Source organism: Thalassospiraceae bacterium LMO-JJ14, from assembly GCA_021555105.2.
In the GTDB taxonomy this organism is placed as follows: domain Bacteria; phylum Pseudomonadota; class Alphaproteobacteria; order Rhodospirillales; family Casp-alpha2; genus UBA4479.
Genome location: CP134604.1, coordinates 836,396 through 848,616, shown reverse-complemented (window position 1 = coordinate 848,616; position 12,221 = coordinate 836,396). Strand labels below are relative to the sequence as shown.

The following is a 12,221-nucleotide window of genomic DNA, read 5'->3' as shown; positions in this document are numbered from 1 at the left end:
GGAGAGGGGCGCTCCGCCCTACCCGCCCGTCAGGCCGGTTTCCTTCGCCCGCCTGACAATCCACTCGCGAAACGCCTTGACCTTGGGCTGGTCGGCGCTGCGCTCGGGCGCCACCACCCAGTAGGAAATCTCAGATGTCAGGCGGCGGTCGAACGGCGCCATAAGTCGGCCCGCCTTGATGTCGTCGGCCACCGCATAGGTCGATGCCAACGCCACGCCGGTGCCGCGCGCGGCGGCGTCGATGGCCATGCCCTCGACCGTGAACACCGGGCCCCGCGTGTAGTCCACATCCTCGACGCCGACCGACGCCAGCCACATCTGCCAATCCGGGAACGGCGCGTTGATGTTGCCCCAGTCAACGTGCAAAAGCGTGTGATGCCTGAGGTCTTCGGGTGACTTCAGGGCGTGCGGCCCGTCCAGGTACTTCGGGTGGCAGACCGGCGTCACCTGCTCGTCGAAAAGCTGGTGCACACGCATGCCCGGATACTTGCCGGCGCCGAGGCGGATCGCCACGTCGACGCCGTCGCGGTCGAAATCGACGGTATCGAGACGCGCGTCGAGGCGCACGTTGATGTCGGGATAGGCGTCGGTAAAATCTTCCAGATGCTCGAGCAGCCACTTTTGCGCAAAGGTCGGCGCGGAAGACACCGTCAGCACCCCGGAAGACTCAGATTCCTTCAACAACGTTGCCGCCTGCGCCAGTTTGTCGAAGCCCTCGGATACCAGCGGCAGGATCAATTGCGCATCGTCCGTCAGCATCACCGCGCGCGGCATGCGGCGGAACAGCGTGACCCCGAGATAATCCTCTAACCCCTTGATTTGATGGCTAATTGCGGCAGGCGTAACGAACAGCTCCTCGGCCGCGCGGCTGAAGCTCAGATGCCGGGCGGCGGCTTCGAAAGCGCGCAGACCATTCAGGGGCGGGAGCCGTTCCATGACTTTTTATAGTTTAGTTTTTCTCATCTGTATATGAAAATTAGTCGTTTGCCGGCAACGCGGTTTCGGCGTAATTCTTTGTTCAACGAAGCGATGATGCTTCACACAAATTTTGGAGAATTGACATGAACACGATGCAGCACATGAACGCCTATGAAGTCGCCGGCCAGAACCTGGGCCTGAGCATTTCCGATCTTATCTCGAGCGGCGTTTACAAACTGGTGGTTGCGATCGAGCGTTCGATCCGCGCCATCTGAAGGACGAACCACCCGGAACCATCCCTTCCGGAACTTTAAAAGACGGGCCGTTGTGTCCGTCTTTTTTTTGCGCGAAAATTTATGCTTCCGGAACTGACGGCAGACGCGCGCGTGCTCAGCATCATCATCCCGACCCTCAACTGCCGCGACGATCTGCTGCGCACGCTGGACGCGCTGGCGATGCGCCCCGAGGCGTGGGAGATCGTCGTCAGCGACGGCGGGTCCGTCGACGGCACCCGCGAGGCCGCCGAGCTGGCAGGCGTGCGCGTGCTTTCCGGTCCCAGAGGGCGCGGCCGGCAACTGGCGGCGGGGGCCAGCGTGGCGCGCGGTCCGTGGTTTCTGTTCTGGCATTCGGACACGCAGCCGCAGCCGGGCTGGGTGGCGATCGTCGAGCACTTCATGCGCACGCCCGGTCACAACTTTCATGCCGCGTATTTCACACTCGTCCTCAACGACCCCGCCCCCGAAGCGCGGCGCGTCGAGAACCTCGCCAACTGGCGCGCCAGGACCTTCGGCCTGCCGTACGGCGATCAGGGGCTGCTGATTTCGAGGGACTATTACGACCACCTGGGCGGCTTCAAGGCGATCCCGATCATGGAGGACGTGGATCTGGTGCGGCGCATCGGCCAGCCCCGGCTGCATCCGCTTGCCAGCGCCGCGGTGACCTCGGCGAAACGCTACCGGCGCGACGGCTGGGTGCTTCGCCCGCTCCGGAACCTTGCCTGCCTGATTTTGTATTTCTTCGGCGTGCCGCCGGCCATGATCTGGAAATTTTACCGGTGAGGGCGGACCCGGCGTTTCGCCCGCGCCTTGTGATCTTCGCCAAGGCACCGCGTCTCGGGCGGGTCAAGACGCGGCTTGCGCGCGACATCGGTCACGTTCAGGCGTGGCGGTTCTATCGTGTCATGCTGTTCTCTCTGGCGCGAAGGATGGGCCGCGATCCGCGCTTCGAAACGCTGATCGCCTGCGCACCGGATACGGCGCTTTTCGATAACGGGGTCTGGCCCCGGGGCGTGGCGCGCATTGCCCAGGGCCGGGGCAATCTGGGTGAGCGGATGCAGCGCGTCTTCGATGCCTTGCCGCCGGGGCCGGTGGTGATCATCGGCGCCGACATTCCCGAAATCCGTCCCGCTGACATCGCCGACGCCTTTCGCGCGCTCGGCCGCCGGGACGCGGTTTTCGGTCCCGCCGGGGATGGTGGATACTGGCTGGTCGGGCTGAAACGCCGCCCGGTGACACGGCAGATCTTCGCCGGTGTGCGGTGGTCCGGACCGCACGCGCTGGCCGACACGGTGAGCAATCTCCAAAATGCGTCTTATACGGCCTTAAAAACGCTAAACGACGTTGATAATGGTAAAGACTTCCGGCGATTTTCGGAAACCAAGCAGCTTTAATCAGGAAAATGCAAAGGCATCCATGGCCAGCACGCCATAGGTGTAGCTCTTGTGCAGATGCCGTCCGGACTGCCCCGGCGATCCTGCGCCCATGGCCACGAACAGCGGCAACAGGTGCTCGTCGGTCGGGTGGTTACGGACCGCTTCCGGCGCCAGGCGGCGGTAATCCAGCAGGTCCTCCGTGCGCCCTTCGCAAATCGCCCAACCGGCCCACTCATCGAACGCGCGGGCCCAGGGTTCCGGTTCGGAATCAAGGGTATGGCCCCTGAATTCCTGCAGGTTGTGGGTCAGATTCCCGGACGCCAGGATCAGCACATTGTCGTCCCTGAGCGGCCGTAACGCCTCACCCATCCGGTAGTGCCAGGACGGATCTTTGTGCGGCTGGATGGACAGTTGCGTCACCGGAATGTCGGCCTTGGGCCAGCCCAGCATCAGCGGCACCCAGGCCCCGTGATCGAGCCCGCGTTCAGCCATGTCGACCGGGCCGAGATCGTTATCCACCAACAGTTTCCGCGTTTTCTCCGCGAGTTCGGGTGCGCCCGGCGCGGGATAGCTGAGCTGATACATCGCCCCCGGAAAACCATAAAAATCATAGATGGTTTCGGGGTTCGCGGCGTCGCTGAGCATCGGTGTTTCGGTTTCCCAGTGCGCCGAGACGGCAAGGATCGCATCGGGCGTCTCAACGGTCTCGGCAAGCTTCGTCAGGAAGGTCCGGACCGGGCTTTCATCGAGGATCACCGTCGGCGCGCCGTGCGATACAAAGAGAGCGGGGATCGGCATTTTTCTTGTCCTCGTTCATAAGCGAAGGGCGGCAGGCACAGGAGACACCCGCCGCCCTATGTTAAGCGTGGCCTCAGTTCGACGCCACAGCGCGGTTGCCGGGGGAAAGCACCGGCAGAGGGAATTCACGCTTGCTGAGCGCGAACGCACCGCCGCCCAGCAGGCCCTGCACCGCCGAGGCCACGATCAGGAACACCGGGTATTCCCAGCCGCCTCCCTGGGTCGAAAAGACCCAGCCGTTCGGCACATGCTGCAGCGTTGCACCGACCAGGATCGGCATCAGCGCGAAGGCCACGAGCCGCGTCTGGAAGCCGAGCACAAGGGCAATCCCGCCCAGAGTTTCAGCGGCAAAAACGACATACGCCAAGAACGCCGGATAGCCGATGCTTTCAAAATACTGCGCCGTCCCGGCCAGTGTGAAGGTGAAGTATTTAAGGATCAGCCCGTGCGCGATGAACATCACGCCCAGCGATACCCGGAGAATAAAAGCGCCGTAAGGCGCGGTCTGCGTATTGATATTGTTGTCCGACATAGCTCCGTCCTCATCTTTATTCTGGATGCGCCCGGCACCTCGCCAGACGCGTTGAGACAGACCTTATGCCTTTCCGTATTGCAAAGACATTGGCAAATATTGCATTATTATATTGCATTTTTGCAAATCCATATGAGGGCCCGATGAGCTTTGCCTGGGATGATCTGCGCGTCTTTCTGGAGATCGCCCGCAGTGGATCTTTGAGCGGTGCGGCGAAGGCGCTCGGCGTCAATCATTCGACCGTGTTCCGGCGCATCAATGCGTTCGAGGACGGGCTTGGCGTACGGTTGTTCGAACGTCTGCAAAGCGGCTATGTGCTGACGCTGGCGGGCGAGGAAATGCGGGCGTCGGCACTTCGGGTCGAGCACGAGATCGAGCGCGTCGATCTCCGGATCAGCGGCCAGGACCTAAAGCTCGAAGGCTCGCTCGTCGTTACTACCACGGACACCCTTGCGGAAAACCTGCTGGGCCCGCATCTGGCGGCATTCAACAAGGCGTATCCCGGCATCCGGCTGGAACTGGTGCTCGACAACCAGCACGTCAATCTGTCGAAACGCCAGGCCGACGTCGCCGTGCGCCCAACCATCACCCCACCGGAAACCCTGGTCGGCCGCCGCCTTTGCGGTCTCGCCTTCGCGCCCTATGCGGCAAAGTCCTATGCGAAGAAACACGCCGGTGTACTTGCCGACATGGACTGGCTCCGCGTCGACGAGAGCCTCGCGCACCTGAGCTCCGACAAATGGTTCCGCCGGCAATTCCCCGATGCCCATATTGCCTTGCGCTCCAACAGTCTGCTCGGTTTGCTGCATGCCTGCGAAGCGGGCATGGGAGCAGCCCTGCTTGCCTGTTTCATGACCGACCGGCGCCCCAAGCTGACACGTCTCGCGCCGCCCATAGATGCGGCCGGCAGTGCGCTCTGGTTGCTGACACATGAAGACCTGCGCCATACAGGACGGGTGCGCGCGTTCATGGATTTCATGGCAACATCCCTTGCCGCCGAAATCGACTTTCTGGAGGGCCGCGGCTGATTAAGGTTCAGGGCAACGACGGGTTAATGTAGGCTCCATTCACACCAACGGACAGGAGCCCACATGACCACGCCACCCGGCATTGCCTATATCAATGGGAACTTTGCACCGATGGCCGACGCGAGAATCTCCGTCCTCGACTGGGGTTTTCTGCGCTCGGATGCCACCTATGACGTGGTGCACGTCTGGCAAAACCGGTTTTTCCGTCTGGACAAGCATATTGAGCGATTCCTGACCTCGATCGACCGGCTGCATATGACGCTGCCGGTGAACCGGGCCGAACTTGAAGGCATTCTGGCCGAATGCGTCCGCCGCTCAGGACATGAAGACGCCTATGTCGAGATGATCCTGACCCGGGGTGTGTCGCCGACATTTTCCCGCGATCCCCGCGACGCCGTGAACAACCTGATCTGCTTCGCCATTCCGTTCGGCTGGATCGTGAAGCCGGAAAACCGCAACGCCGGGATGAATGTGGCGATCTCCGACATTACCCGCATTCCACCCGCCGCCGTCGATCCGCGCGTAAAGAACTATCACTGGCTGGATTTCGTGATGGCGCTTTATGGCGCCTACGAGCGGGATGCGGACAACGTAATCTTGCTGGATCAGGACGGCTTTGTCACCGAAGGCCCGGGGTTCAATGTCTTCGTCATCAAGGACGGTAAAGTCCGGACACCGGACAGCGGCGTGCTCGAAGGGATCACCCGGCAAACCGCCATTGAGCTTGCACGCGAACTGCAAATCCCTGTTGAGGCCTGCCCCCTGCCGGGCGATGCGCTTCGCGGGGCGGACGAAGTGTTTGCGACATCAACCGCCGGTGGCCTCATGGCGGTAACGACCATTGACGGGGTCGCGATTGGTGACGGCACAGCCGGGCCGACGACCCGCCGCCTGACAGAACTTTACTGGGCCAAGCACGCCGACCCCGCGTGGTCGACGGCGGTCAGCGAGATCCCTACGCTTGATACTGCGTCATCCTGAACTTGATTCAGGATCGATACTTACAACAAGAGGTCGGGACGAGATCGCATGGGCCCCGAATCAAGTTCAGGGCGACGGGAATGTTTCACCGGATCAAAAGTCCAACGGGGCCTGATCGATAACTTCCTTCATGACGAAAAACGTCCGGGTTTGACGGACACCGGGCAGGGTCAGCAACTGCGCCCCATGCAGTCGGCTGAAATCGTTCATATCGCGGACACGGATTTTCAGAAAATAGTCGAAGTCACCGGCCACCAGATGGCAGTCGATGATGAACGGCATTTCCTGCGCCGCGCTTTCGAACGCCGCAAAGCTTTCCGGCGTTGAACGGTCCAGCACCACACCAACGATGGCCAGCGCGCCCAGCCCGACACCTTCCGGCGCGATGGCGGCCCGGGTGCCGGTGATATAGCCGTCGTCAAACAGGCGCTGGGTACGGCGGTGACAGGTCGCCGCGCTGGCATTGATCTTTTTTGCCAGATCCGCGTTGGAAATCCTGGCATCCGCCTGCAGGGCGCGAAGAATCCTGAGGTCGGTGCGGTCGAGTTGCGATAGATCGGTCATTTCTCTCATTTTCTATAATATTATGTATCTATTCATTCTTATAATTCTATTTTGCTGAATAATAGAGAAATATTCGCTTTAAATATGAGAGCACCTTTTCCCGGGTTTCGGTTACTGTTCGATCAACAGTTAACAAGGAATCCATCATCATGCTTGAAAAATTCGAACGCTATCCCCTCACCTTCGGCCCGACCCCCATCGAAAAGCTGAACCGGCTGTCCGAGCATCTGGGCGGCAAGGTCGAGATTTACGCCAAACGCGAAGACTGCAATTCCGGTCTCGCCTTCGGGGGCAACAAGGTGAGAAAGCTCGAATACATCGTGCCGGATGCGCTGGCGTCGAACGCCGACACGCTGGTTACCATCGGCGGCGTCCAGTCCAACCACACCCGTCAGGTCGCTGCCGTTGCCGCCAAGATCGGCATGAAGTGCCGGCTGGTACAGGAAAGCTGGGTGCCGTTTCATGACGCCGTTTATGATCGCGTCGGTAACATTCTGCTGAGCCGCGTCCTAGGCGCCGAGATCGAGCTGGTCGACGAAGGCTTCGACATCGGTATCCGCGAGAGCTGGGAAAATGCGCTGGAAGACGTGAAAGCGAAAGGCGGCAAGCCGTATCCGATTCCGGCCGGTGCTTCGGTGCATAAATTCGGCGGGCTCGGCTTCGTCGGTTTTGCCGAGGAGGTCCGTGCGCAGGAAGCGGAAATGGGCATTACCTTCGATTACATCATCGTCTGCACGGTGACCGGATCGACCCATGCCGGCATGCTGGTCGGCTTTGCCAAGGACGGCCGTGCCAACAAGGTCATCGGGATCGATGCCTCGTTCACCCCGGACCAGACCCGCGCCCAGGTCATGCAGATCGCAAAGCAGACGGCGGACCTGGTTGAACTCGGCCGCGACATCACTGACGACGATCTGGTGCTGGTCAATGACTACGCCTACCCCGCCTATGGCATTCCCTCAGAGGAAACCAACGAAGCAATCCGGCTTTGTGCTCGGCTGGAAGGCATGATGACCGATCCGGTTTATGAAGGTAAATCCATGCAGGGCCTGATCGATCTGGTCGGCAAGGACTACTTCCCGGCGGGATCGAAAATCCTTTATGCGCACCTCGGCGGCGTCCCGGCGATCAACGGTTACAGCTATACATATCGGAACGGGTAACGCCGAAACAGCGCATTACAGCAACGACGATCTCTCTGTTGCACTACCCAAGCCATCCCGGCCAGCCTTCGGGCCGTTCCGGGGTGGCGTTCTTTTTTTTTCAAATCAACCCAACTCCTGACAGGCGGGCCTTTAAACCCTCGATCCCATCAAACAGGTGCGTGACCAGTCCGGCTTCATCGGCGGCGGCGATGTAGCGCGGGCTGTCGTCGATGAACAACGTCGTTTCCCCATCCCATCCCAGATGCTCGAGGATGCCGGTAAAGCCCGAGGCGCGTTCCTTGTTGAAACCGTGTACACCCGAAACGAACAGCCGGTCCCCGAACAGAGGGGACAACTCGGGCGCCAGTTCATCGATATGCCGGTGCAGAAATTCACCGTTATTGGTCAGCAGCGCAACGTCAAGCGTTGCCGATAACTGCCGCGCCAGATCGAGCATCATCGGTTCCGGCGCCATGGCCCACTTGCGCGCAGCCACCCACTGCCCCAGCCGTACCTCGACCCCGAGACGTTCCCCGATCCCGGCGATGTAGTCATCGAGCGTCAAGTCGCCGTTGTCGGACAGGTCCTCAAACCCGGATTTGAAAATCTTTTCCTCGATGTCGGCTGCGGGCACGCCTAGCGCATCGGACAGCAGGTTCAGCCGGTTCGCGAAATCATACGAATACAGAACCCCGTCCATATCGAACAGGACGGCGCGGATATCGCTCACACTCAGCTCTTATGTTCGTTGAGGCGCGGCATCAGTTCGACGAAGTTGCACGGCATGTGCCGGTAGTCGAGCTGATGGACGAGGATATCGTCCCAGGCATCCTTGCAGGCACCGGTCGATCCCGGCAGCACGAAAATATAGGTGCCATCGGCAACCGCCGCCGTGGCACGGGACTGCACCGTCGAGGTGGCGATCTTCTGATAGCTGAGCCAGCGGAACAGTTCGCCGAAGCCGGGGATTTCCTTGTCGGTGACCTGCTTCAGGGCCTCCGGCGTTACGTCACGACCTGTGACCCCGGTCCCGCCCGTCGAAATAACCACGTCGATGCCCGGATCGGCGATCCATTCACGAAACTGCTCGGCGATAACATCGGCATCATCCTTGCAGATAACGCGGTCGGCAAGAAAATGCCCGGCGTCGCTCAGGCGCTGTACCAGCGTGTCGCCGGAGCGGTCGTCTTCAAGCGTCCGCGTATCGGATACGGTAAGGACAGCAATGTTGACTGGCTTGAATTCGCGATCAGTTGCGAGGGGCATTGGCGGCAATCTCCGAATCTCCGGGTCCCATGGCCTGATAGGTCGGCCATTCGCCACGCGCGACGGCATCGAGCGACGGCGTATCCTGACCCAGACGATGGCGGTAAATCCAGAAGTTGGTCAACACCCTTTCAACGAAGGTCCGTGTCTCGAAAGAGGGTATGCTCTCGATAAAAAAGATCGGATCGTCGAGGTGCTTGGTACGGCGCTCCCACTTGCGCAGATTGCCCGGTCCGCCGTTCCACGCCACCGCCAGCTTGAACAGGTCCATGGAAACATCGTTTTCATCAAGCAGCATCGCGATATAGCGCTGGCCCAGTTCCAGATTCGTTTCCGGCGTGTACAGTTTTGAGCGTTCACGCAGCCGCATGCCGGTCGAGCGCGCCACAAACCGGGCGGTTCTCGGCATCAACTGCATCAGCCCGCGCGCCCCGGCCCAGCTTTTGGCCTTGGGATTGAAGCGGCTTTCCTGACGGATCAGGGCATAGACCAACGCCCGGTCGACGCTGAACCCGTCAACGGGAATATAATCGGGGATCGGGTAGGCGACGCCGTCGTAGCCGCCGCCATCCGGGTACAACAGCGTATCGAGGCGGACCGCAATCGACGCCATGTTGCCGCGTGCCGCCAGGGCGTGAATGCCTTCGAGCATCGGCCGGTCGGCCCCACGAATAAAGTCCTTGAGCTCGCTTTCGGCACGCAGATCGTCGCCGATCTGCATCAAGGCGATGGCACGGCGGCCGCGTGGATTTTCAGAAAGCCTGTGCAGGGAATCGCCCTTGAACGCCGGCGGTGCCCAGTTGAACGGCAGATCGCGGCCCAAAAGCCGGATCGCCAGCAGGCCGTAGAAAGTGCGCGGATGCTCGGCCGCCTGTTCAAGAAGGCCAACCACCTGTGCCGGTTTGTGCGCCGCCATGTGTGACCGCGCCGCCCAGAAAGCTGACGCCGACGCCATCCAGTCGGAGACTTTGGTATTCCGCGCCGCCGCCTCGAAATGCGCCGCCGCATCGGCATATTTTTCGGCCCGCCATAAAAGCAGACCCGCCGTCCAGTGGCCTTCGGGCAGGTACTTCCCGGAACGTTCAAGAGCCGGCAACACCCATTCAAGGCCCCATTCGTCCCGGCCGTCGATGAAATATCCCTTGGCGAGCCCAACCCGGGCTTCGTCATATTCCGCCGCGGACAACAGCCGCTTTGTTCCGGGGGCAAGGATCAACCGTTTGGCGGTCAGGGTCTGCCCCCGGCGCAGGACACGCTTGATCTGATTGCGAAGCGACCGTGCCTGGCGCCTTTCTGCGACGGAGCGGGTCTTGCCCGGAACATGAATGCGCTGGAACGACGGTCGCACAAGCAAAACCCCGGCATCGGCCATGACCTTAGGCGGCACCGGCATACGCCAGTTCGACGGTCGGCGCCGGAGCGCCAGCTTGTAAATAATCCCGGCCGACGGATGGTCGGCATAGTCGGCCATCCAATCCTTGAGTTCTTTGTATTTGGAACGGTATTTCGTCGGATGCATGTAGCGCTGGTAAAGCACATGTCCCATGAGGATCGGATCGGAAAGCCGCTTGATCAATTGATCGGCGGTTTTCCAGTTGCCGTCCTCCTGCAACTCGAAGATACGCTGATAAAGGCGGATATCCTCGTCACCAAGGATTTGCGGCAGTGCCGAGGCCGACAGCGCCTCGTTTCCGGGCATGCGCGGTTGTGCCGAGGCCGACGGCACGTCAACCGAAACGGCCATCAGAATCCCGATAGCCGCCGCCGCAATCAGATGCGCCAGCCGAAAAGACACCTTCGTCATCGTCAATGGACGAAACCCCTCAATCCCTAGTCGCAATATTTCTACCCGATCACGGGAATCGCCGCAAGCGGAGGGGTTAGAGGCGTAAATCGGGTCCTCAACACCCCTTGGAAAGACGGCGGCGGCGGCTAAACTGCGGGCATGACAAATTCAAACGCACAAAGCCGGGGCGCCTCGGCGACACTGGCCGCTTACATCGCCGATCTGACGTTCAACACCATCCCCGCAGACGTTACCGGCAAGCTGAAACTCAACATTCTCGACGGCATTGCCTGCTGCCTCGTCGGCGCCCGCCTGCCGTGGACCCTTATGGTCGCCGACATGGTCGCGGCGGAAGGCGGCGTGCCGGCGGCGACCGTCTTCGGCATGGGACGCACGGCGCCGCTGACGGGGGCCGTCCTGATCAATTCAACCGCCGGCCATGCCTTCGAGTTGGACGACATTCACCGCGACGCGATCCTGCATCCCAATTCGATTGCCGTGCCGGTGGCCCTGAACGTCGCCGAGCATATGGGCGGCGCCAGCGGACCGGATATCCTGACGGCTATCGTCGCCGGGTATGAAACCGGCAACCGTATCGGCGCGGCCGCAGGCACCGAATTACTGCTGCGCGGCTTTCACCCGCAAGGCGTGATCGGTCCGTTCTGCGCGGCCGCCACGGCGGCGAAGCTGATGCGGCTCGATGCCGGGCAGACCCTGAATGCACTCGGCATCGCCGGCTCGCTGGGTTCGGGGCTGATGGCGGCGCAAGAAGGCGCCATGGTCAAGCGGCTGCATTCGGGGCATGCCGCCGAAGCCGGGGTCCGCGGCGCGCTGCTGGCCAGAGACGGCTTCACCGGCATTTCCGATATTGTCGAGGCCGAATACGGCGGCTTTCTTGCTGCGTTCTCAGGCCGGATCGAGTTGGACCGCGTTACAAACGGCCTGGGCGAGATTTGGGAAACCGCCGCAACCGGCTTCAAGCCGCATGCCACCGTAACCTCGATCCATGCCGCGCTGGATGCCCTCAAGCTCATCATGGACGCAAACGGAATCACCGCCGACGACATTGCGGAAATACACGCCGGGGTCAGCAAACCGACACACGTACATTGCGCCTGGCCCTATGCGGCGCAAGGCATTACGGCGGCGCAGATGAACATCTATTACGGCCTCGCCATGATCGCGCTCAACGGCCGCGCTTTCGTCGGCCAGTTCACCGAGGATGCGATCCGCAACCCCGACACCCTTGCCTTCATCGATAAAATCAGCGCCGGGATCGATCCCGAAATCGAAGGCAAAGGCCCTGCCTTCCGCCACATGGCGCGGGTTACGGTCAAGACCGTCGACGGGCGAAGCTTCGAAGAGGTCGTCACGCACCGCAAGGGCAGCCCGGAAAATCCGCTGAGCGGGGCCGAGGTTGAAGCCAAGTTCGAAGCACTGACGGAGGGCATTTTTACAAGAGATGACGCCGAACGCGTCCGCGAACTTGTCTTCGCGCTGGACACTGCGGACGAGGTGGAAAGCCTGACCGGCGCGATCGCCGGGAGCTGAT

14 protein-coding genes are annotated in these 12,221 nt (G+C 61.1%); 7 read left to right on the top strand and 7 right to left on the bottom strand.

What is annotated here, in order from left to right:
- Positions 1 to 18 precede the first annotated feature (18 nt).
- On the bottom strand, positions 19 to 936 hold the full coding sequence (locus L2D14_04165; protein WNK00622.1) for a transcriptional regulator GcvA: 918 nt from the start codon (positions 934 to 936) through the stop codon (positions 19 to 21).
- Positions 937 to 1,061: 125 nt separating this feature from the next.
- On the opposite strand from L2D14_04165, the gene L2D14_04160 reads away from it, so the two are divergent.
- The 3 genes from L2D14_04160 (at position 1,062) to L2D14_04150 (ending at position 2,587) form a co-directional block, all read left to right on the top strand.
- Positions 1,062 to 1,193, top strand: coding sequence for a hypothetical protein (locus L2D14_04160; protein ID WNK00621.1), 132 nt, complete (start codon positions 1,062 to 1,064; stop codon positions 1,191 to 1,193).
- An 81-nt stretch (positions 1,194 to 1,274) separates the two neighbouring features.
- On the top strand, positions 1,275 to 1,976 hold the full coding sequence (locus L2D14_04155) for a TIGR04283 family arsenosugar biosynthesis glycosyltransferase (protein WNK00620.1): 702 nt from the start codon (positions 1,275 to 1,277) through the stop codon (positions 1,974 to 1,976).
- Positions 1,973 to 2,587 (top strand): TIGR04282 family arsenosugar biosynthesis glycosyltransferase, encoded by a 615-nt coding sequence (locus L2D14_04150; GenBank protein WNK00619.1) that lies wholly within the window; start codon positions 1,973 to 1,975, stop codon positions 2,585 to 2,587. Before L2D14_04155 ends, L2D14_04150 begins: the two co-directional genes overlap by 4 nt.
- Here L2D14_04150 and L2D14_04145 read toward each other — a convergent pair whose 3' ends face one another.
- Both L2D14_04145 and L2D14_04140 read right to left on the bottom strand, forming a co-directional pair.
- Positions 2,588 to 3,367: a class III extradiol ring-cleavage dioxygenase gene (locus L2D14_04145; protein ID WNK00618.1), complete on the bottom strand. Its 780-nt coding sequence runs from the start codon at positions 3,365 to 3,367 to the stop codon at positions 2,588 to 2,590.
- Between the two features lie 73 nt (positions 3,368 to 3,440).
- A complete protein-coding gene (locus L2D14_04140) occupies positions 3,441 to 3,899 on the bottom strand; it encodes a DoxX family protein (protein ID WNK00617.1) in 459 nt (152 codons plus the stop codon).
- Between the two features lie 143 nt (positions 3,900 to 4,042).
- On the opposite strand from L2D14_04140, the gene L2D14_04135 reads away from it, so the two are divergent.
- Both L2D14_04135 and L2D14_04130 read left to right on the top strand, forming a co-directional pair.
- On the top strand, positions 4,043 to 4,927 hold the full coding sequence (locus L2D14_04135; protein WNK00616.1) for a LysR family transcriptional regulator: 885 nt from the start codon (positions 4,043 to 4,045) through the stop codon (positions 4,925 to 4,927).
- Positions 4,928 to 4,990: 63 nt separating this feature from the next.
- Positions 4,991 to 5,908, top strand: coding sequence for an aminotransferase class IV (locus L2D14_04130; protein WNK00615.1), 918 nt, complete (start codon positions 4,991 to 4,993; stop codon positions 5,906 to 5,908).
- Positions 5,909 to 6,001: 93 nt separating this feature from the next.
- Here L2D14_04130 and L2D14_04125 read toward each other — a convergent pair whose 3' ends face one another.
- Complete coding sequence (locus L2D14_04125) at positions 6,002 to 6,481, bottom strand: Lrp/AsnC family transcriptional regulator (protein ID WNK00614.1); 480 nt, start codon at positions 6,479 to 6,481, stop codon at positions 6,002 to 6,004.
- A gap of 140 nt (positions 6,482 to 6,621) precedes the next feature.
- Between L2D14_04125 and L2D14_04120 the strand changes: the two genes are divergently transcribed.
- Entirely contained in the window at positions 6,622 to 7,635 is a 1,014-nt protein-coding gene (locus L2D14_04120; GenBank protein ID WNK00613.1) for a 1-aminocyclopropane-1-carboxylate deaminase, read from the top strand.
- A 100-nt stretch (positions 7,636 to 7,735) separates the two neighbouring features.
- Here L2D14_04120 and L2D14_04115 read toward each other — a convergent pair whose 3' ends face one another.
- From L2D14_04115 to L2D14_04105, 3 genes are read right to left on the bottom strand one after another with little or no spacing between them, the layout of a single operon-like run.
- Complete coding sequence (locus tag L2D14_04115; protein WNK00612.1) at positions 7,736 to 8,347, bottom strand: hypothetical protein; 612 nt, start codon at positions 8,345 to 8,347, stop codon at positions 7,736 to 7,738.
- A gap of 2 nt (positions 8,348 to 8,349) precedes the next feature.
- A complete protein-coding gene (moaB, locus tag L2D14_04110; GenBank protein ID WNK00611.1) occupies positions 8,350 to 8,883 on the bottom strand; it encodes a molybdenum cofactor biosynthesis protein B in 534 nt (177 codons plus the stop codon).
- Positions 8,867 to 10,687 carry a lytic transglycosylase domain-containing protein gene (locus L2D14_04105; protein ID WNK01643.1) on the bottom strand — a complete coding sequence of 607 codons (1,821 nt, stop codon included), beginning with the start codon at positions 10,685 to 10,687 and terminating at the stop codon, positions 8,867 to 8,869. The genes moaB and L2D14_04105 overlap by 17 nt, the downstream gene beginning before the upstream one ends.
- Positions 10,688 to 10,828: 141 nt before the next feature.
- Here L2D14_04105 and L2D14_04100 point away from each other — a divergent pair, with 141 nt between their 5' ends.
- A complete protein-coding gene (locus tag L2D14_04100) occupies positions 10,829 to 12,220 on the top strand; it encodes an MmgE/PrpD family protein (GenBank protein WNK00610.1) in 1,392 nt (463 codons plus the stop codon).
- The last annotated feature ends 1 nt before the right edge of the window (position 12,221 follow it).

Excerpts from the sequence above, each read along its gene's own strand:
- L2D14_04145 (WNK00618.1), bottom strand. The coding sequence starts at position 3,367 with ATGCCGATCCCCGCTCTCTTTGTATCGCACGGCGCGCCGACGGTGATC.
- L2D14_04165 (WNK00622.1), bottom strand. The coding sequence starts at position 936 with ATGGAACGGCTCCCGCCCCTGAATGGTCTGCGCGCTTTCGAAGCCGCC.
- L2D14_04105 (WNK01643.1), bottom strand. The coding sequence starts at position 10,687 with ATGACGAAGGTGTCTTTTCGGCTGGCGCATCTGATTGCGGCGGCGGCT.
- L2D14_04125 (WNK00614.1), bottom strand. The coding sequence starts at position 6,481 with ATGAGAGAAATGACCGATCTATCGCAACTCGACCGCACCGACCTCAGG.
- L2D14_04140 (WNK00617.1), bottom strand. The coding sequence starts at position 3,899 with ATGTCGGACAACAATATCAATACGCAGACCGCGCCTTACGGCGCTTTT.
- L2D14_04155 (WNK00620.1), top strand. The coding sequence starts at position 1,275 with ATGCTTCCGGAACTGACGGCAGACGCGCGCGTGCTCAGCATCATCATC.
- L2D14_04120 (WNK00613.1), top strand. The coding sequence starts at position 6,622 with ATGCTTGAAAAATTCGAACGCTATCCCCTCACCTTCGGCCCGACCCCC.
- L2D14_04135 (WNK00616.1), top strand. The coding sequence starts at position 4,043 with ATGAGCTTTGCCTGGGATGATCTGCGCGTCTTTCTGGAGATCGCCCGC.
- L2D14_04100 (WNK00610.1), top strand. The coding sequence starts at position 10,829 with ATGACAAATTCAAACGCACAAAGCCGGGGCGCCTCGGCGACACTGGCC.
- L2D14_04130 (WNK00615.1), top strand. The coding sequence starts at position 4,991 with ATGACCACGCCACCCGGCATTGCCTATATCAATGGGAACTTTGCACCG.
- moaB (WNK00611.1), bottom strand. The coding sequence starts at position 8,883 with ATGCCCCTCGCAACTGATCGCGAATTCAAGCCAGTCAACATTGCTGTC.
- L2D14_04160 (WNK00621.1), top strand. The coding sequence starts at position 1,062 with ATGAACACGATGCAGCACATGAACGCCTATGAAGTCGCCGGCCAGAAC.